This is a genomic window from Nocardia sp. NPDC055002 (genome assembly GCF_053608825.1).
The window spans coordinates 547,531-565,600 of sequence record NZ_JBSGWE010000004.1; the positions used below are offsets into that span (position 1 = coordinate 547,531).

Sequence of the window (18,070 nt, forward strand, 5' to 3'; positions counted from 1 at the left end):
ATGACGACCGGTCGCCGGGTGCCCGGTGCCGTGCTGCGGCAGTGGCGTGTCCTGGTGCCGGTCGTTGTCGCCGCGCTGCTCGGGGTGGTGCTGGCCTGGATATTGCGCAGCTCCGGCGGGTTCGCGTGGGTGGCGTTCGCGCGCGTGCTCGCCGATGGCGTGGGGGCGGCCGTGATCGGCCTCGCCGCGCTGCCCCGGCTCAACGACCGGCTGGCGGTCACCTGGCGACCGCTGGCCGCGCTGGCCGGTGTCTGGTTCGCCGCCGAGTTCACCGTGCTGGTGTGTGAGGCCGCCGAGATCGTCGGCGTGCCCGTGACCCAGCTCGACGCGGGCGATTTCATCACCTTCCTCGGCAGGCTCAGCGGCGGCCAGATCGGGATCGCGATCCTGTTCTGCACCGGCGCGATCGCCTGCTACTCGGCACTGGCCTTCCGCAGACCCGACACCGCGTCGGCGGATCTGGTGCTCGTGTTCGCGGCGGTCGCGCTGTCGCTGCGGCCGATCACCGGGCACATGTCCCAGCAGATGTTCGGCTCGGTACTCGCGGCGGTCCACGCACTCGCCGCCGCCTTGTGGCTCGGCCTGCTGCTCGCGATGGTCCTGGTGCTGCGCACCCGGGGCGAATGGGCCGCGACGCTGCCGCACTACTCGCGGCTCGCCGCGCCCCTGGTCGTTGTCGTCGCGGTCACCGGCCTGATCAACGGCCTGGTCCGCCTCGGCGGCGTCACCTCGCTGCTGACCAGCGGCTACGGACGGATTCTGCTCGCGAAGCTCATCATCCTGTGCGCGCTCGTCGCGCTGGGCTGGTGGTGGCGTCGATCCTGGGTCCGCAAGGCCGCCGACCACCGAGTGACCGCCGAGGTCTCCCTGCGCAATGCGGCGACCGAGGTACTGGTGATGGCGGTGGCATTCGGCCTGGCAGCGACGCTGGCGGTGACCGGGTAGTCACCTCGATCACGTTCGGCGCCGAGTGCCGTTCGACGCCGATTCCACCGATTAGAGTGGCCGGTATGACCGAAGTGAGGATTGCCGAAGATTGCGCCGCGCCCGCCGAAGCGGCGTTCGCGTTCATGAACGACTACCGCAATCTGCCGAAGTTCTGGTACGGCATCGAATCCTTCACACCCCTCACCGCGCAGACCGACGGCCTCGGCGCGACGTTCGACGGGAAGATGAAGCTGGGCCCCGCGTCGCTGACCTCGCGTGTCGAGGTCGTCGGCTGGGAAGAGGGCCGCTTGATCGCCACCAAGTCGATCAAGGGCATCGAGATCGTCGCGACCTTCAGGTTCATCCCCAAGGGTGACATCGCGTGCACAGTGGACGCGGACATCGATTTCTCCGTCGGCGGCGGCATCACGGGCAAGATGCTCAGCAAGACGATCGAGCCGTTCGTGAAGATCGCGGTTCAGCACACCACCGACGCGCTCATTCGCGAGATCGAGAAATCACACAGCGAGCAGGTCTGAGAGCCTACGAATGGCGCGGCCGGGCGGGCCTGACACAATCTGATCCATGACCGAATCAGCGAATGTTGTGGCCACCGCCGATCTGGCCGACGAGATCGGCCCCGAGATCCGTAGCTGCGATACGCAGTTCATCCAGTTCGGCGGCCGCGCCGAATTCTCGGGCCGGATCACCACGATCCGCTGCTTCCAGGACAACCTGCTGGTCAAGCAGACGCTGAGCGGGCCGGGCGAGGGCAAGGTGCTCGTCGTCGACGGCGGCGCGAGCGTGCACACCGCGCTGGTGGGCGACATCATCGCCGGCCGTGGCGTGGACAACGGCTGGGCGGGCGTGATCGTGAACGGCGCCGTGCGCGACTCCGCGATCCTGCGCACCCTCGACATCGGGGTGAAGGCGCTGGGCACCAATCCGCGCAAGAGCACCCAGACCGGCAGCGGCGAGCAAGACGTGCCCGTCGAGTTCGGCGGCATCACCTTCGTGCCGGGCGAGATGCTCTACAGCGACTCCGACGGCGTGGTCGTTCGCGCCGAGGACTGAGGGCGACGCGGGTGTTCGAGGATCAGCCCTCGGACACCCGTACCTTGTTTCCGGCGAGGATCACGATGTCGCCGATCTGCAGTTGCCTGCCGCGGCGTAGCTCCACTTCGTCGTTGACGCGCACCAAGCCCTGCGCGATCACCGTCTTGGCCTCGGAACCCGAATCGATCAGGTTGGCCAGTTTCAGGAATTGCCCGAGCCGGATGACAACGTCATCGATCGGCACATCAACTGGTTCCGACATGCGCTAATACTTACCCGGTCGCGCGAAACCGGTCGCCACCGGCCCCGGCGTCGCGGGTGGTGACGAACACGCCGCAGCCACCGCCACCCGGATCCGGCTCGATTGGACGCACACTGGATCGGTGACTCCCACGCAGGCCGAGCAGCACCCCATCGTCGAGGACCGCACGCCGGTGCCCCATCGCGCGCACGGCAAGTTGTCCGAGGTACCGCACATCGCCGGATTGGCCCTCGGTGTGTTCGCCGTGCTGCTGTTCTTGTGGAGTGTTTCGCCCAGCCTGCGGATCCTCACGCAGGTGCCGCGGCACTACGTGGACACCTACTATTTCGATGCCCCCGACACCAGCCTCGTGTGGGCGTTGATCGTCGGCCTGCTCGCCGGGGCGACCGCGGCCCGCAAGCGGATCGCCTGGTGGCTGCTGGTCGTGTACCTGCTGCTGTACGCGATAGCGAACATCCTGGACTTCTTCGCTGACGACGATGTGGACGCGCTGGTCGCCTTCGTCGTGCATATGGTGGTCATCGCGATACTGCTGGCCGCGCGTAAGGAGTTCTACACCCGGGTTCGGCCCGGCGCGCTGTGGAAGGCGCTGGGCGTGCTGGTGTCCGGGCTCGCGCTCGGCTGCCTGCTCGGCTGGGGCCTGGTCGAACTGTTCCCCGGTTCGCTGCCCGCGGGTGTGCAGCGTCCGCTGTGGGCGGTGTATCGAGTCACCGCCGCCGTGCTGGTGAACAACGAGCATTTCGACGGGCATCCGCGAGCCTGGGTGAACTTCCTGCTCGGCCTGTTCGGCGCGCTCGCGCTGCTGGCCGCGGTGGTCGTGCTGTTGCGTTCGCAGCGCGCCGACAACGCGATGACCGCGCTGGACGAGTCGGCGATCCGCGGCCTGCTCGCGAGCAGCGATGTCGAGGACTCACTCGGCTACTTCGCGACCCGTCGCGACAAGGCGGTGGTGTTCGCGCCGAACGGCAAGGCGGCGATCACCTATCGCGTCGAGCTGGGTGTGTGCCTGGCCAGTGGTGATCCGATCGGCCCGAAACAGGCGTGGCCACAGGCGATTCAGGCGTGGCTCGAGCAGGCCGACCGGTTCGGCTGGCAGCCGGCGGTGATGGGCGCCGGCGAACTCGGCGCCACCGCGTACCGCAAGGCGGGCCTGTCGGCGCTGCGGCTGGGTGACGAGGCGATCCTCGACACCCGCACGTTCTCGCTGGCGGGCCCGGAGATGAAGCAGGTGCGTCAGGCCGCGAACCGGTTGCGCAAGAACGGCCTCGAGGTGCGGATCCGCAGGCACCGCGACATCCCCGCCGCCGAGTTCGCCGAGATCGTCGCGCGGGCGGACGCCTGGCGCGATACCGAGACCGAGCGCGGCTTCTCGATGGCGCTGGGCCGCCTCGGCGACCCACTCGACGGCGACTGCCTGCTGGTCGAAGCGGTGGACCACGACGACCGCGTGCACGGCATGCTCTCGCTGGTCCCGTGGGGGCGCACCGGCGTCTCGCTGGAACTGATGCGGCGCGACCCGCAGAGCCCGAACGGCGTGATGGAGCTGATGATCTCGCAGCTCGCCCTGAACTCCGACCAGTACGGCATCACCAAGGTGTCGCTGAACTTCGCGGTGTTCCGATCGGTGTTCGAGGAAGGCGGCCGGATCGGCGCCGGTCCGATCCTGCGGGCCTGGCGCGGAGTGCTGCTGTTCTTCTCGCGCTGGTGGCAGCTCGAGGCGCTGTACCGGTCGAACGTGAAATATCACCCGCGCTGGGTGCCACGGTTCTTCCTGTTCGAGGAACGCAGGCAGTTGCCGCGGGTGGCCACGGCGAGCGGGCTGGCCGAAGGGTTCCTGCCGCGCATCGGCAAGGCGCCCGACGCGGGCGTGCACACCGGCACGAAGGCCGCGGTCCCCGCGACGGTCACCGGCCTGCACGCCGACGGCAGCGCACCGGACGCACCGGAGGGCGCCGACGCCGAACAGGGTCCACGCAGGCCCGAACAGGTGCGGGTGCGCCTGGACAAACTCGACCGGCTCACCGCTTCGGGCATCGATGCCTATCCGGTCGCCTACCCGCCGACCCACGACATCGCCGAGGCCAGACGCTGCCCCAAGGGCACCACCGTGCGTATCGCGGGCAGGCTCTTGCGGATTCGCGACTACGGCGGCGTGATCTTCGCGCTGGTCCGCGATTGGACCGGGGAGATCCAGCTGGTGATCGATCGCGAACGGGTGGGCGCCGATCGCAGCGACGAGTTCACCGAATTCTTCGACCTGGGCGATCTCATCGAGGTGAGCGGGCAGATCGGCGCCAGCCGCAACGGTGAGCTGTCACTGCTCGCGCAGGACTGGCGGATGAACGGCAAATGCCTGCATCCGCTGCCCGACAAGTGGCGTGGGCTGGCCGATCAGGAAGCCAAGGTCCGGCAGCGCTATGTGGACATGGCGATCAACCCCGAGGCCCGCGAGGTGATGGCCAAGCGCAGCGCGGTCCTGCACTCGCTGCGCGATTCGCTCCACGTCTGGGGCTTTCTCGAGGTGGAGACGCCGATCCTGCAACAGGTGCACGGCGGCGCCAACGCCACTCCGTTCCGCACCCACATCAACGCCTACGACCTCGACCTGTACCTGCGCATCGCCCCCGAGCTCTACCTCAAACGGCTGTGCGTCGGTGGCATGGAGAAGGTGTTCGAGATCGGCCGCACCTTCCGCAACGAAGGCGTCGACTTCAGCCACAATCCCGAGTTCACGATCCTGGAAGCCTATGAGGCGCACAGCGATTATCAGCAGATGATGCACCTGTGTCGCAGGCTGATCCAGCATGCGGCGATGGCCGCCAACGGTGCCGAGGTGGCGTTGCGGCCCAACGACGACGGCGGCTTCGACACTGTCGACATCTCCGGCGAGTGGCGGGTGAAGACCGTGCACGGCGCGGTCTCCGAGGCGATCGGCACCGAGGTGACCGCGCGTACCGAGCTGGCCCGGCTGCGCGAGCTGTGCGACGAAGCGGGCGTGGCCTACCAACACGGTTGGGACGCGGGCCAAGTGGTGCTGGAGATGTACGAGCACCTGGTGGAATCGCAGACCACCTACCCCACCTTCTACCTGGACTTCCCCACCTCGGTCTCCCCGCTCACCCGCTCGCACCGCAGCATCGAGGGGGTGGCCGAGCGCTGGGATCTGGTGGCCTGGGGCGTCGAGCTGGGCACGGCCTACAGCGAACTCACCGACCCGGTGGACCAGCGGCGCAGGCTCACCGAGCAGTCGATGCTGGCCGCCGGTGGCGATCCCGAGGCGATGGAACTCGACGAGGACTTCCTGACCGCGCTCGAACACGCGATGCCGCCCACCGGCGGACTCGGGATGGGCGTCGACCGGGTGGTCATGCTGATCACCGGACGCAGCATCCGTGAGACGCTGCCCTTCCCCTTGGTGAAACCACGGTGAAATCGGGTACAGGTGTATACGGATCGCGGCGCGTTCGCGATCAACACATGCTCTGTGTGGCGCTTGCGAGGCTTTCCAACCGAAAGCCACAGTGAGACCGTTACTCTCGGAGTTCCGGCACCGGGAGGATGTCGGGCCACCAACACATCGGGATGGGATTTCATGTATCTGGACTTGCTGACCACAGCCGCACTCGTCGATCCGCACATGCTCACCAGCAGCTTCGACACCCTGGCGAGTTCGGACGCAGTCAACACCGCGATGGAACTCGCGGCCAAGAAGAAAAAGAAGAACAGCTCCGGCCTGATCATCGGCGGCATCTGCTGCCTGATCATCGTGGTGCTCATCGTCGGCGGCATCTTCCTGCTCAAGAACAAGAAGAAGGGCGACCAGCCGCCGTACAACGGTGGTCAGCCGCCGTACAACGGCCCGCAGGGTGGTCAGCCCCCCTACGGCCAGCCGCCCTACGGCCAGTCCTGACCTGACCGGAGGACTCGCGGCGATACCCTCCGTCGATGACGAGGGATCCCCGCGAGTCCTCGAACGACCACCCGTTCGCCAAGGGCTCTCCGACATCGCCGGCCGCGAGGAGATCGACCCGCAGCCCTGGTCCCCGGCGAATAGGGCAGAGTGTTGATCGTGCAGCTGATACTCGTGCGTCATGCCCAACCCGAACGCGTGGTCGGCGACACCACCGCCGCCGACCCCGGCCTCACCGACATCGGCAAGCTCCAAGCCGAACGCGTCCCCGCCGCGCTCGCACCCCACGACATCGCTCGCATCGTCAGCAGCCCGCAGCGCCGCGCCCGCGACACCGCGCTCCCCACCGCGACCGCCCGCGACCTACCGGTCGACGTCATCGACGACCTCGCCGAATACGACCGCGACCTGCCCGCCTACATCCCGATCGAAGACGCGAAAACCGAATTCGCCGACGCCTACGCCCGCATCAAGGCGGGCCACCTCCCCGACCAGATCGACGGCCCCGCCTTCACCACGCGAGTCCTCACCGCCGTCGAAACCCTGGTCGCCACCACAGCTCCCGGCGACACCGTCGTAGCCTTCGCCCACGGCGGCGTCATCAACGTCCTCCTGGCCGACATCCTCGCTCTCCCCCGCCCCCTCACCTTTCCGATCGACTACTGCTCGATCACCCGAATCCTCTACTCCCGCACCGGCACCCGCACCGCCGCAACCATCAACGAAAACGGCCACGTCTGGAACCTGCTCCCCAGGGCCCTGTCGCGAACCACACCCTGATCCGCGGTCGCGGACATACGAAAGAGCCCGGCACCGCCGAAGCGATACCGGGCTCTGCGCGAACGACTCAGGCCTGCTGAGCGATCCAGTTGTGCATCCAGGTGATAGCGGTCTGCCCGCCACCCACCGAGTAGCTGCCGTACAGCGTGTGCGCCTGCGAGCGGTAGAACTGCTCCAGGTCCTTGGCCCGCTTCTGGTTGGCCGCGTCCGTCAGCTGCGCCCCCAGCGTCGGGATGCCGCCGAACGACATCAGGTCGCTGACGATCGCCCCGGCCTCGAGCTGGTAGCGCCACAGGTTGGCCGGGTTCGCGTCCGAGCTCTGGGCGAGGAAGCCGGCGAACCGCGTCACGAAGTCGTCGGTAGCGGTCGCGCAGTACAGATCGTCGACCGCGCAGATCGTGCGGGTGCGGTCGCTCAGCCAACCGAAACCACCCGGCCGAGCGCCACCGGCACCGGCGCCCGCGGCGTGCGGGCCGACCTGGATATCGGTCGGCGAACGACGGGGATCGGAGATGAGGCCGACAGCGGCGACCCGGTCCTGCGGGATCGGGCTGATGCCCGTGCCGATCTCGGCGGCCAGATCGCCTGCGGCGTCGGCACCCTGGCTGTAGCCGACGATCGCGGCCTTGGTGTTGCCGCAGGAGGCCAGCTTCTCGCTGATCAGCCCGCGGGCGGCGTCGACCGCCTGCTTCTTGGAGTTGCCGTAGACATCGCCCTCCCAGGGGAACGCGGTCGCGGCGTAGGTGACGTAGTCGACGTCGGTGTTTCTCGGTAGGCCGTTGGTGACGCCGGCGAGCATGCCGGGGCCGGGGGCCTTCTCGTGGCCGGTTTCCCAGGTGCCGGGAATGGCGACGACATAAAGACTCGGGCAGGCGGGCGCCGCGCTCGCGCTCGTGCTGCCGACAACAATTCCGGACATCATCGCCGCGGACGCTCCCAGAGCCGCGACAACCTTCTTCAACTGCATACCGCTCCAGTTCACCCTTGCTCGTCGATGTGAGAGCAAACCCCGAATACTGACGTTGTGGCCCCAGACCTCGCCGCGAATCACAATAGGCGTACGAGCCATCCCGTGCCACACGACCTCTCGATTTTATGGCCGGAAACACCGGCGGATCGAGCAGGGCCACGCACCGGAGTGATGGGATGCCGGCGGCACGTCACCGCCGACACGCCCCCCGTTCACGAAACTCACACCTCCAGGTCTTCTTCGATGCCCTTGAGCTTGTGCCGCGCCAGCGCCAGATTGGCCCGGCCGCGATCGAGGGCGAGGTAGAGGAACAGCCCTTTGGACTTGCGCCCCGTCATCGGGCGGATCAGGTGGTACTGCGTGCCCAGGGTGATGAGGATGTCCTCGATCTCCTCGTTGAGGCCGAGCTGCTCGATGGTGCGCATCTTCGCCCGCACCACCTCGGTGTTGCCCGCAGCGGCGACCTGCAGGTCGAGCGACTTGGTGCTGCTGAGCATTCCGAGGGCCATGCCACTGCTGTAGTCGACGATCGCGGCGCCGATCGCGCCCTCGATCACCATCATGTCCTTCAGAGCCAGATCCATATTCGACATGTTGTGCCTTTCAATCGTTGTGCGCCGCCGCCAGATGGCCGGCGATCGCGCGAGCTACCGGTCGCGACTCCAGGTGGAGCCGGCCGACATTCACTTCGGGTCCGGCGAGCACGGTCAGCGAGGTGCGCCCGGCGGCGTAGATCACCACCTGCCCCTCGGTGCCGTGCACGACGACCTCGCTGAACCCGCCGCCGTGCGCGGTGTTCGCCAGCCGGTACGACAGCGACAACTGCGCGGCCGACAGCGCGGCCAGGCCGGCGGGTTCGAGATGGGCGGGGAGGTCGTGCTCGATGAGCAGCCCGTCGCTGGAGGCCACCAGCGACCCGGTGAGCTGAGGTAGCCGTTCGCGCAACGACTGCAGTTCGGCCTGCACAGCCGGGTAGTTCTGGGGCGCTGTGTGTTCGGGCACCCTGGGTTCGGGCGTGGTCATCGCCACCTTGGTCAACCTTCCCCTCCATTCACCGAGCAGCTTCTTCCGCACGGTCACGCAAGCTCCTCCAACGCCGCCCTGAGCCGGATGAGTGTTTCGCGGTCGACCTGCTGCCAGCGTTCGGGTTCCGCTGCGCCGGCCGGTTTTCCGCGGTGTCGGGCGGTCGCGGTCGCTTCCTCGTCGATCGCGTGCCTGCCCTGTCGTGCACCCGTCTCCTGCTGGAGGCGGGTCGGTCCCGCGCTGCCCGGAACACGTCGGGGCAGCGTGGGCACGGTTGTTGCCGACCGAGTCGAGCTCCGGTGGTCGGCCGGGTCCGGTGCGAGGGCGAGGTGGCGCCCGCGCTGTGGTTGTTCGATCGAGACGGGTTCCGGCGCTTCGATCAGGCCCGCTGTGGTCAGATCGCGGACCGCGACGAGGCAGCCGTAGGTGGTGCGGCCCAGGTCGCGGGCGATGTCGGCGATGCTGCGGCGGGTGTCGGCGGCGGCGAGGACTTCGGCCTGACTTCCGGTGAGTACCACCTGGTTCCGCTTGATCCGGCGGGCCGGGACCACCGGAACCAGGGTGACGAGGTCGGCGGTCCACGGGCCGTACTCGTTGTCGGTGCGGCGTTCGCATTCGTGAACAAGCGCGCGGGGTGCGATGTGGCAGACCGGCGCCAGCCAGTGTTCGGTTGTCGGACGGAATTCCGGCTCACCCGCGGAGGCCAGCAAAAAATAGGCGGCGTCGAACACCGACAGCAGTGCGAGGGTTTCCAGTTGTGGCTGGTCCAGCAGCGGACCCGGGTCGCCCGCACCGGCGCGACGCCAATCCTCCGCCGTTGCTACGCCCGCTTCGACTACCAATCTGTCGAGGCCGATGGTTCGCCCGCAGCCGACCGAGGCGATAGTGCCACGCACCAAGTGGAATTCGCCGTCGCCTGCGCGCAATACTCCGGTCGAGCCTTCTTCGCCGAGCCGATGCAATTCATCGGCGAGCGCGACACTCATCGATCCCCGCCCGTCAATTCTTCCAGTGCCGACCTGAGCTGATAGCGGGCCATCCCGAGATTGCCGGTGTCGCCGTCGAAGACGACATGCATGAACAACCTGCCGTCGAAATCGCCGTCGACCAGGTGAAGGAGGTGAAATCCCCTGGTCCGGCACACCACGATCTCGGTGAGGTCGTCGTCGGAGCTCCCGAGGGCAGGACACGCGAGCGCGGCCCGCACCACATCGGTGGTCCCCGCCGCGTCCTCGTGCTCGTCGACGCCTCGGCGCTCGCCCGCACCGGCGACGGCCAACCCGCTCGCCCCGTCCACCAGCGTCACACTGCGCGCCCCGGGAATATCCATGATGCGTTTCAGACACCCATCAAGAGAATTCACCGAGCCCCCGAACCGTCATCGACTATTGATCGAGACGAGACGTTATACCCCTCCGCTATTCCTCGCATCTCGAACGCCGGAAAATTGCTGCCGCACAATATGTTTGCTGATGGTTGCTGGAAAACCGCTCGGTATCAATACTTTTGAGTAACTTCGGCGCCCATTCGCTGCGGACCGCTATAACCGGTGATCACTCGCCTATTCCATCCGCCAGCGATCTTCGCGTAAACATCGAAAATTGTGTCTTCGCAGACCTCGCCGACCTACCCGCACACCGGTCCCCCAACGATGTGCTCGGAGTGTGCGATCAGCCGGCGGCGCGGCGGTACCAGGTTTCCGCTTCGCGGTGGGCGCCTTGGGATTCCAGCAGGGCGGCGAGGTTGGCCATGGCTCGGGGGTGGCCGAGATCGGCCGCGCGACGGAAGCAGCGACGGGCCTCGGTGGTGGCGCCGCGGTGGCACAGCAGGATGCCGAGGTTGTTCACAGCGTCGATGTCGCCGTGGTCGGCGGCCTCGCCGAACCAGGCTTCGGCGTCGTCGAGGCGGTCCTGATCCTCGAAGAGGCGCGCGAGGTTGTACATGGCGTCGACATGGCCCGCCATCGCGGCGTGGTGGTACCAGGTCTCGGCGTCCCGGCGGTCACCGCACTGGTAGAGCATGGTGGCCAGATTGAACATGGCGTTGGCATTGCCCGCGGCAGCCGCACGGCGGTACCAGGACTCGGCCTCGTCGAGTTCACCGAACTGGTCGAGCAACACGGCCAGGTTGTTCATAGAGCGCGTGTGCCCCGCGGCGGCGGCGCGCCGGAACCAGTACTCGGCGGCTTCGAAATCGCTGTGGTCGTGGTAGAAGTGAGCGAGATTGTGCATGGCGGTACCGTCACCACGCTCTGCGGCGCGGCGAAGGTTCGCCAACGCTTCCGGCGGCAACGGCACAGCTCCCCCTCGGATCTCCCGTACACCTCGACACGGAAAGTCTATGTGCTGCAGGGAAGATCAGCCACGTCGTTTGCTCGCCTACCGAACCCCTTGCACCCCTTCCACGTTCACCCCCCTACGCACATTCCCCGCAAACCCGCAGGTATCCGGCAAGGCGCCCGGATTCGCCGGCACACCTGCCTCGTGTGGGGGGAATGACAAAAAAGACGCCCGCGGGCTCGAAAGCCTGCGGGCGCCTTGCTGGTTCAGCGGCTAGCGCTGGGCGACAGCCGTCGGGGGGATCGGCGCGGGCAGCGCGGTCTCGCCCTCGAGGAACTTGTCGACGGCCGACGCGGCGGCGCGGCCCTCGGCGATGGCCCAGACGATCAGCGACTGGCCACGGCCCATGTCACCGGCCACGAAGACGCCGGGGATGTTGGTGGCCCAGCTCTTGTCGCGCTGGACGTTGCCGCGACCGTCGTAGCCGACACCGAGATCGGTGAGCAGGCCCGGCTTCTGGGGACCGACGAAGCCCATGGCCAGCAGGACCAGGTCGGCTTCGAGGGTGAAGTCGGTGCCCTCGACCTTTTCGAAACGGCCGTTGACCATCTTGACCTCGTGCGCGTCGAGACCGGTCACCTTGCCGTCCTTGCCGACGAAACGCTCGGTGTTCACCGAGAACAGACGTTCGCCGCCCTCTTCGTGTGCCGAGGCGACCCGGTACATCAGCGGGTAAGTCGGCCACGGGGTCGAGCCCGCGCGCTCCTCGGGGGGACGCGGCATGATCTCGAACTGGTGCACCGACTCGGCGCCGTGACGGTGCGAGGTGCCGAGGCAGTCGGCGCCGGTGTCGCCACCGCCGATGATGATGACCTTCTTGCCCTTGGCGTGGATCGGCGGCAGGCCGTCCTCGTCGGCGATGTCGTCACCGAGCTGCACCCGGTTGGACAGCGGCAGGAACTCCATCGCCTGGTGGATGCCGTCTAGCTCGCGGCCCGGGATCGGCAGATCGCGGGCGATGGTGGCGCCACCGGCCAGCACGATCGCGTCGAAACGCTCACGCAGCTGCTCGGCGGTGATGTCGACACCCACGTTGACGCCCGCCTTGAAGATGGTGCCTTCGGCTTCCATCTGGGCCAGACGACGGTCGATGACCGACTTCTCCATCTTGAATTCCGGGATGCCGTAGCGCATCAGGCCGCCGATGCGGTCGTCACGCTCGAACACGGTCACGGTGTGACCGGCGCGGGTGAGCTGCTGGGCGGCGGCCAGACCGGCCGGGCCCGAGCCGACGACGGCGATCTTCTTGCCGGTGAGACGGGTCGGGTACACCGGGGTGACCCAGCCCTCGTCGAAGGCGTTCTCGATGAGCTCGACCTCGACCTGCTTGATCGTGACCGGCTCCTGGTTGATGCCGAGCACGCAGGACGCCTCACACGGAGCCGGGCACAGGCGGCCGGTGAACTCCGGGAAGTTGTTGGTGGCGTGCAGGCGATCGATGCCTTCGCGCCACGCACCCTTGTAGACCAGGTCGTTCCATTCGGGAATCAGGTTCCCGAGCGGACAGCCGTTGTGACAGAAGGGGATACCGCAGTCCATGCAGCGGCTGGCCTGGGTCTTCAAGGTGTCCTGGGAGAACTTCTTCTCCTCGTAGACCTCTTTCCAGTCGAGCAGACGCAGCTCGACCGGACGACGGGCCGGGGTTTCCCTCGAGGTGTGCTTCAAAAATCCCTGTGGGTCAGCCACGAGCCGCCTCCATGATCGCGGTGTCGACATCCTTGCCGGCCTTCTCGGCCTCGGAGATGGCGAGCAGAACCTTCTTGTATTCGCGGGGCATGACCTTCACGAAGTGGTTCACCTGCTGGGACCAGTCGCTCAGGATGCGTTCGGCCACAGCCGATCCCGTTTCGTCGCGGTGGATCGCGATGATGTCGCGCAGCCAGGTGAAGTCGTCACCGGAGAGCTGCTCGATCGCGTCGACCTGATCCGGGTTGACCCGGCCGGGCAGCTTGCCCTCGGGGTCGTAGAAGTAGGCGACACCACCGGACATACCGGCACCGAGGTTGCGGCCGGTGTCACCGAGGATGACCACGCGGCCACCGGTCATGTACTCGAGCGCGTGGTCGCCCACACCCTCGACGACCGCGGTGGCGCCGGAGTTACGCACGCCGAAGCGCTCGCCCGCGACACCGTTGATCAGGATGCGACCGCTGGTGGCGCCGAACATGATCACGTTGCCCGCGATGATGTTGTCTTCGGCGACGAAGGCTTCCGGAGCCGAAGCCGACGGGCGGACCACGATGCGGCCACCCGACAGACCCTTGCCGACGTAGTCGTTGGCGTCACCGAAGACCCGCAGCGTGATGCCGGCCGGGACGAACGCGCCGAAGCTGTTGCCCGCCGAACCGGTGAAGGTGATGTCGATGGTGTCGTCGGGCAGGCCCGCGCCACCGTAGAGCTTGGTCACCTCGTGGCCGAGCATGGTGCCAACCGTGCGGTTCACGTTGGTGATCTTGGTTTCGATCTTGACCGCCTGGCCACGCTCGAGCGCGGGAGCGCTCTGCGCGATCAGCTCGTTGTCCAGCGCCTTGTCCAGACCGTGGTCCTGGGTACCGGTGCACCGGGTGTTCTGGTTCATGAACGCCGTCTCCGGCATGTCCAGGATCGGCGACAGGTCCAGCTTGGCGGCCTTGTAGTGCTGCTTGGCCTTGGCGGTGTCGAGCAGGTCGACCCGGCCGACGGCCTCGTCGAGGGTGCGGAAGCCCAGCTCGGCGAGCAGCTCACGCACCTCCTCGGCGATGAACATCATGAAGTTCTCGACGAATTCCGGCTTGCCGGTGAAGCGCTCGCGCAGCACCGGGTTCTGGGTGGCGATGCCGACCGGACAGGTGTCGAGGTGACACACGCGCATCATGACGCAACCCGAGACGACCAGGGGCGCGGTCGCGAAACCGAACTCCTCGGCGCCGAGCAGGGCGGCGATCATCACGTCGCGGCCGGTCTTCATCTGACCGTCGACCTGGACGACGATGCGGTCACGCAGGCCGTTGAGCAGCAGGGTCTGCTGGGTCTCGGCCAGGCCGAGCTCCCAGGGTCCACCCGCGTGCTTGAGCGAGGTCAGCGGCGACGCGCCGGTGCCGCCGTCGTGGCCCGAGATGAGCACGACGTCGGCGTGTGCCTTGGACACACCGGTGGCGACGGTGCCGACACCCGGCTCCGCGACAAGTTTCACGTGAATCCGAGCCTGCGGGTTCGCGTTCTTCAGATCGTGGATCAGCTGCGCCAGATCCTCGATCGAGTAGATGTCGTGGTGCGGCGGCGGCGAGATCAAGCCGACGCCCGGCGTGGAGTGACGCACCTCGGCGACCCACGGGTACACCTTGTGCGCGGGCAGCTGGCCGCCCTCGCCCGGCTTGGCGCCCTGGGCCATCTTGATCTGGATGTCGGTGGCGTTGGTCAGGTAGTGCGCGGTGACGCCGAAGCGACCCGACGCGACCTGCTTGATCGCCGAACGACGCCAGTCGCCGTTCTCCTCGACCTCGAAGCGAGCGGGGCTCTCGCCGCCCTCACCGGAGTTCGAGCGAGCGCCGATGCGGTTCATCGCGATGGCGAGTGCCTCGTGCGCCTCAGCCGAGATGGAGCCGTAGCTCATCGCACCGGTCGAGAAACGCTTCACGATCTCGCTCGCGGGCTCGACCTCGTCGATGGAGATCGACGCGCGCTGGTTCGACTTGAACTTGAACAGACCACGCAGCGCGGCCAAGCGCTCGGACTGATCGTCGACCAGCTTGGTGTACTCCTTGAAGATCGAGTACTGACCGGTGCGGGTCGCGTGCTGGAGCTTGAACACCGTGTCCGGGTTGAACAGGTGGTACTCGCCCTCACGACGCCACTGGTACTCGCCGCCGACCTCGAGCTCGCGGTGCGCGCGCTCGTTGCGGTTCTCCAGGAACGCGACGCGGTGGCGGATGGCCACCTCTTCGGCGATCTCGTCGAGACCGATGCCGCCCAGCGGGGAGCGCAGGCCGGTGAAGTACTCGTCGACCAGGTCCTGGGCCAGGCCGATGACCTGGTACAGCTGGGCGCCGTTGTAGGAGGCCAGGGTGGAGATGCCCATCTTCGACATCACCTTGAGCACGCCGTTGCTGGCCGCGGTGCAGTAGTTCGCGACGGCCTTGCGGAAGTCGGCGCCCAGATCGCCGGTGCTGCCCGGAATCTGCAGCGAGCCGCGCTCGAGCATGTCCTCGATGGTCTCGAAGGCCATGTACGGGTTGATCGCGGCGGCACCGAAACCGATCAGCAGGGCCATGTGGTGCACCTCGCGGGCGTCACCGGCCTCCACGACCAGGCCGACCATGGTGCGGGTCCGCTCGCGCACCAGGTGGTGGTGCACCGACGAGGTGAGCAGCAGCGACGGAATCGGCGCCAGCTTCTCGTTGGACTCACGGTCCGACAGCACGATGATGCGCGCACCACCGTCGATGGCGGCCGAGACCTGGGTGTTGATGGCTTCCAGCGCCCGGCGCAGACCCTCGCCGCCCTCGGCGACCGGGTACAGACCGCGCACGACCACCGAGCGTAGGCCCGGCTGGCTGCCGTCGTCGTTGATGTGGACGAGCTTGGCCAGCTCGTCGTTGTCGAGAATGGGCTGTTCGAGCGCGATCATGCGACAGGAGTCGGGGCCCGGGTGCAGCAGATCGGCCTCGGGGCCGAGGTTGCGCTTGAGGCTGGTGACGACCTTCTCACGGATGGCGTCGAGCGGCGGGTTGGTGACCTGCGCGAACAGCTGCGAGAAGTAGTCGAACAGCAGACGCGACCGGTTCGACAGCACCGCGATCGGCGTATCGGTACCCATCGAGCCCAGTGCCTCGCCGCCGGTCTTGGCCATCGGCGTGATCAGCAGGTTCAGGTCCTCGGTGGTGTAACCGAAGATCTGCTGACGGATCAGCACGCGGTCGTGCGACATGTGCACGTGCGGGCGGTCGGGCAGGTCGGCCAGGCGGCTGACGCCCTCGTCGAGCCACTGCTGGTACGGCTGCGCCGCGGCCAGCTCCGACTTGACCTCTTCGTCGGTGACGATGCGGCCCTTCTCGGTGTCGACCAGGAACATCTTGCCCGGCTGCAGGCGGATCTTCTGGACCACGGTGGCGGGGTCGATGTCGAGCACGCCGACCTCGGAGGCGAGCACGACGAGGCCGTCCTCGGTGACCCAGATGCGGCCGGGGCGCAGACCGTTGCGGTCGAGCACGGCGCCGATCTTGGTGCCGTCGGAGAAGCACACCGCTGCCGGGCCGTCCCACGGCTCCATCAGCATCGAGTGGTACTCGTAGAACGCGCGCCGGTCGGGGTCGAGGTTCTCGTTACGCTCCCACGCCTCGGGAATCATCATCATGATGGCGTGGTGCAGTTCGCGACCGCCCAGGTGCAGCAGTTCGAGCACCTCGTCGAAACGCGCGGTGTCGGAGGCGCCGGGGGTGCAGACGGGGAAGATCTTCTGCAGCCGGTCCTTGCCCGCTTCGTCCTTGCCGAACACGTCGCTGCGCAGCAGCGCCTCACGGGCGCGCATCCAGTTCTCGTTACCGGTGACGGTGTTGATCTCACCGTTGTGGGCGACCCGGCGGAACGGGTGCGCCAGCGGCCACGAGGGGAAGGTGTTGGTGGAGAAGCGCGAGTGCACGATGCCGATGGCCGACTCGACGCGCTCGTCCTGCAGGTCCAGGTAGAACGCACGCAGCTGGGGCGTGGTGAACATGCCCTTGTAGATGAAGGTCTGGCCGGACAGGCTCGGGAAGTACACCGATTCCTTGCCGACGGTGCCCTCGCCGGGGCCTGCCTTGCCGAGCTCGTGCTCGATCCGCTTGCGGATCACGTAGGCGCGACGCTCCAGGTCCATGCCCGAGAGCTGCTCGGCGGAGTTCTTCGGCGAGCCGATGAAGATCTGCCGGAAGGTCGGCATGGCATCGCGGGCCAGCGCGCCGAGCGAGGACTCGTCGATCGGCACCTCGCGCCAGCCGAGCACGGCCAGGCCCTCTTCGGTGACGATCTTCTCGACGCCGTAGGCGGCCCGCGCGGCTTCGCGGCGGGCCTGCGGCAGGAAGGCGATACCGGAGGCGTAGGAGCCTTCCGGGGGCAACTCGAAAGCGGCACCTTCTTCGGCGAGGATCGCACGGAAGAACTTGTCCGGGAGCTGCAGCAGGACGCCCGCGCCGTCGCCGGAGTTCGGCTCGGCACCCGCAGCACCGCGGTGCTCCAGGTTCAGGAGGGCCGTGATGGCCTTGTCGACGATGTCTCGACTGCGTCGTCCATGCATGTCGGAAACGAACGCGACGCCGCAGGCGTCGTGTTCGAATGCCGGATCGTAGAGCCCGGTGACTCCGGGTGACCTGTGGCCAGGAAGTTGCGTCATGCCTCTGCCTTCAAGAAAGTCGGCTGTCGATGTCGGCCACCCAGCAAGCTGAGCGTGGGCCCTTCGTCGTTTCGCCTCCGTCAAGACTGCGTCCGTACGATCCGAAACCAGCGACGGTGGTGGTTTGCGGCGTTGACGTAGTTGGGGTGCTCAGAGGTAACGGGATGCTTACTTCTCCCTTACCTCTGCGCGGGGTTTCACCCGCTACTCTTGGCCCGGTTTCACCGGACCTCGAACAGGTGGTTGTGCCGAACTGGGTGCGTTCGGCGTAAGAGCAAACGATAAGTCAGACCGCAGACCCAACCAACTAAGGTTGTGCTAAGTAACCCGTCTAGCTGGGGTTTGTAACGGCTGCTTGCATCGTCGCGCGCGTCGTCCAGTGTAAAGCAGACCGGGGACCGGATCGATCCCGGACAACCCCCGCCTACCTGCGTGAACACTGCCGACGAGCAGACTC

The 18,070-nt window shown here is 67.1% G+C and carries 15 protein-coding genes; 6 read left to right on the plus strand and 9 right to left on the minus strand.

Going from position 1 to position 18,070, the window contains the following annotated elements; all coding sequences use genetic code 11:
• The 3 genes from ACWF99_RS19320 to rraA all read left to right on the plus strand — a co-directional run bounded on the left by ACWF99_RS19320 (position 1) and on the right by rraA (position 2,001).
• Entirely contained in the window at positions 1-945 is a 945-nt protein-coding gene (locus tag ACWF99_RS19320) for a CopD family protein (protein ID WP_452537021.1), read from the plus strand.
• Between the two features lie 65 nt (positions 946-1,010).
• Entirely contained in the window at positions 1,011-1,466 is a 456-nt protein-coding gene (locus ACWF99_RS19325) for an SRPBCC family protein (RefSeq protein ID WP_378637803.1), read from the plus strand.
• A gap of 46 nt (positions 1,467-1,512) precedes the next feature.
• A complete protein-coding gene (rraA, locus tag ACWF99_RS19330; protein ID WP_378637800.1) occupies positions 1,513-2,001 on the plus strand; it encodes a ribonuclease E activity regulator RraA in 489 nt (162 codons plus the stop codon).
• A 22-nt stretch (positions 2,002-2,023) separates the two neighbouring features.
• Here rraA and ACWF99_RS19335 read toward each other — a convergent pair whose 3' ends face one another.
• Positions 2,024-2,245: an RNA-binding S4 domain-containing protein gene (locus tag ACWF99_RS19335; RefSeq protein WP_378637798.1), complete on the minus strand. Its 222-nt coding sequence runs from the start codon at positions 2,243-2,245 to the stop codon at positions 2,024-2,026.
• Between the two features lie 151 nt (positions 2,246-2,396).
• Between ACWF99_RS19335 and lysX the strand changes: the two genes are divergently transcribed.
• From lysX to ACWF99_RS19350, 3 genes are all read left to right on the plus strand, one after another.
• Complete coding sequence (gene lysX / locus ACWF99_RS19340; protein ID WP_452537163.1) at positions 2,397-5,675, plus strand: bifunctional lysylphosphatidylglycerol synthetase/lysine--tRNA ligase LysX; 3,279 nt, start codon at positions 2,397-2,399, stop codon at positions 5,673-5,675.
• A gap of 162 nt (positions 5,676-5,837) precedes the next feature.
• Positions 5,838-6,155 carry a hypothetical protein gene (locus ACWF99_RS19345; RefSeq protein WP_378653455.1) on the plus strand — a complete coding sequence of 106 codons (318 nt, stop codon included), beginning with the start codon at positions 5,838-5,840 and terminating at the stop codon, positions 6,153-6,155.
• Positions 6,156-6,314: 159 nt separating this feature from the next.
• The gene (locus tag ACWF99_RS19350; RefSeq protein ID WP_378637792.1) at positions 6,315-6,935 is read left to right on the plus strand and encodes a histidine phosphatase family protein; all 621 of its coding nucleotides are present in this window, start codon (positions 6,315-6,317) and stop codon (positions 6,933-6,935) included.
• Between the two features lie 67 nt (positions 6,936-7,002).
• On the opposite strand, the gene ACWF99_RS19355 is transcribed toward ACWF99_RS19350, so the two are convergent.
• The 8 genes from ACWF99_RS19355 to gltB all read right to left on the minus strand — a co-directional run bounded on the left by ACWF99_RS19355 (position 7,003) and on the right by gltB (position 17,613).
• A complete protein-coding gene (locus ACWF99_RS19355) occupies positions 7,003-7,902 on the minus strand; it encodes a cutinase family protein (protein ID WP_378637789.1) in 900 nt (299 codons plus the stop codon).
• 224 nt (positions 7,903-8,126) lie between these two features.
• The gene (locus ACWF99_RS19360) at positions 8,127-8,498 is read right to left on the minus strand and encodes a hypothetical protein (RefSeq protein ID WP_378653460.1); all 372 of its coding nucleotides are present in this window, start codon (positions 8,496-8,498) and stop codon (positions 8,127-8,129) included.
• Positions 8,499-8,508: 10 nt separating this feature from the next.
• The gene (locus ACWF99_RS19365; RefSeq protein ID WP_378637783.1) at positions 8,509-8,985 is read right to left on the minus strand and encodes a roadblock/LC7 domain-containing protein; all 477 of its coding nucleotides are present in this window, start codon (positions 8,983-8,985) and stop codon (positions 8,509-8,511) included.
• The gene (locus ACWF99_RS19370; protein WP_452537022.1) at positions 8,982-9,914 is read right to left on the minus strand and encodes a hypothetical protein; all 933 of its coding nucleotides are present in this window, start codon (positions 9,912-9,914) and stop codon (positions 8,982-8,984) included. The genes ACWF99_RS19365 and ACWF99_RS19370 overlap by 4 nt, the downstream gene beginning before the upstream one ends.
• The gene (locus ACWF99_RS19375; protein ID WP_378637778.1) at positions 9,911-10,258 is read right to left on the minus strand and encodes a hypothetical protein; all 348 of its coding nucleotides are present in this window, start codon (positions 10,256-10,258) and stop codon (positions 9,911-9,913) included. The genes ACWF99_RS19370 and ACWF99_RS19375 overlap by 4 nt, the downstream gene beginning before the upstream one ends.
• A gap of 340 nt (positions 10,259-10,598) precedes the next feature.
• Positions 10,599-11,159: a tetratricopeptide repeat protein gene (locus tag ACWF99_RS19380; RefSeq protein WP_378637775.1), complete on the minus strand. Its 561-nt coding sequence runs from the start codon at positions 11,157-11,159 to the stop codon at positions 10,599-10,601.
• A 321-nt stretch (positions 11,160-11,480) separates the two neighbouring features.
• Positions 11,481-12,953 carry a glutamate synthase subunit beta gene (locus ACWF99_RS19385; RefSeq protein ID WP_378637773.1) on the minus strand — a complete coding sequence of 491 codons (1,473 nt, stop codon included), beginning with the start codon at positions 12,951-12,953 and terminating at the stop codon, positions 11,481-11,483.
• Complete coding sequence (gene gltB, locus ACWF99_RS19390) at positions 12,946-17,613, minus strand: glutamate synthase large subunit (protein WP_452537023.1); 4,668 nt, start codon at positions 17,611-17,613, stop codon at positions 12,946-12,948. The genes ACWF99_RS19385 and gltB overlap by 8 nt, the downstream gene beginning before the upstream one ends.
• Between the last annotated feature and the right edge of the window lie 457 nt (positions 17,614-18,070).

What these genes read in the sequence shown, in the direction of transcription:
- ACWF99_RS19320 (WP_452537021.1), top strand. Translation starts at nt 1, where the DNA reads ATGACGACCGGTCGCCGGGTGCCCGGTGCCGTGCTGCGGCAGTGGCGT.
- ACWF99_RS19325 (WP_378637803.1), top strand. Translation starts at nt 1,011, where the DNA reads ATGACCGAAGTGAGGATTGCCGAAGATTGCGCCGCGCCCGCCGAAGCG.
- rraA (WP_378637800.1), top strand. Translation starts at nt 1,513, where the DNA reads ATGACCGAATCAGCGAATGTTGTGGCCACCGCCGATCTGGCCGACGAG.
- ACWF99_RS19335 (WP_378637798.1), bottom strand. Translation starts at nt 2,245, where the DNA reads ATGTCGGAACCAGTTGATGTGCCGATCGATGACGTTGTCATCCGGCTC.
- ACWF99_RS19345 (WP_378653455.1), top strand. Translation starts at nt 5,838, where the DNA reads ATGTATCTGGACTTGCTGACCACAGCCGCACTCGTCGATCCGCACATG.
- ACWF99_RS19355 (WP_378637789.1), bottom strand. Translation starts at nt 7,902, where the DNA reads ATGCAGTTGAAGAAGGTTGTCGCGGCTCTGGGAGCGTCCGCGGCGATG.
- ACWF99_RS19360 (WP_378653460.1), bottom strand. Translation starts at nt 8,498, where the DNA reads ATGTCGAATATGGATCTGGCTCTGAAGGACATGATGGTGATCGAGGGC.
- ACWF99_RS19370 (WP_452537022.1), bottom strand. Translation starts at nt 9,914, where the DNA reads ATGAGTGTCGCGCTCGCCGATGAATTGCATCGGCTCGGCGAAGAAGGC.
- ACWF99_RS19375 (WP_378637778.1), bottom strand. Translation starts at nt 10,258, where the DNA reads ATGGATATTCCCGGGGCGCGCAGTGTGACGCTGGTGGACGGGGCGAGC.
- ACWF99_RS19380 (WP_378637775.1), bottom strand. Translation starts at nt 11,159, where the DNA reads ATGCACAATCTCGCTCACTTCTACCACGACCACAGCGATTTCGAAGCC.
- gltB (WP_452537023.1), bottom strand. Translation starts at nt 17,613, where the DNA reads ATGACGCAACTTCCTGGCCACAGGTCACCCGGAGTCACCGGGCTCTAC.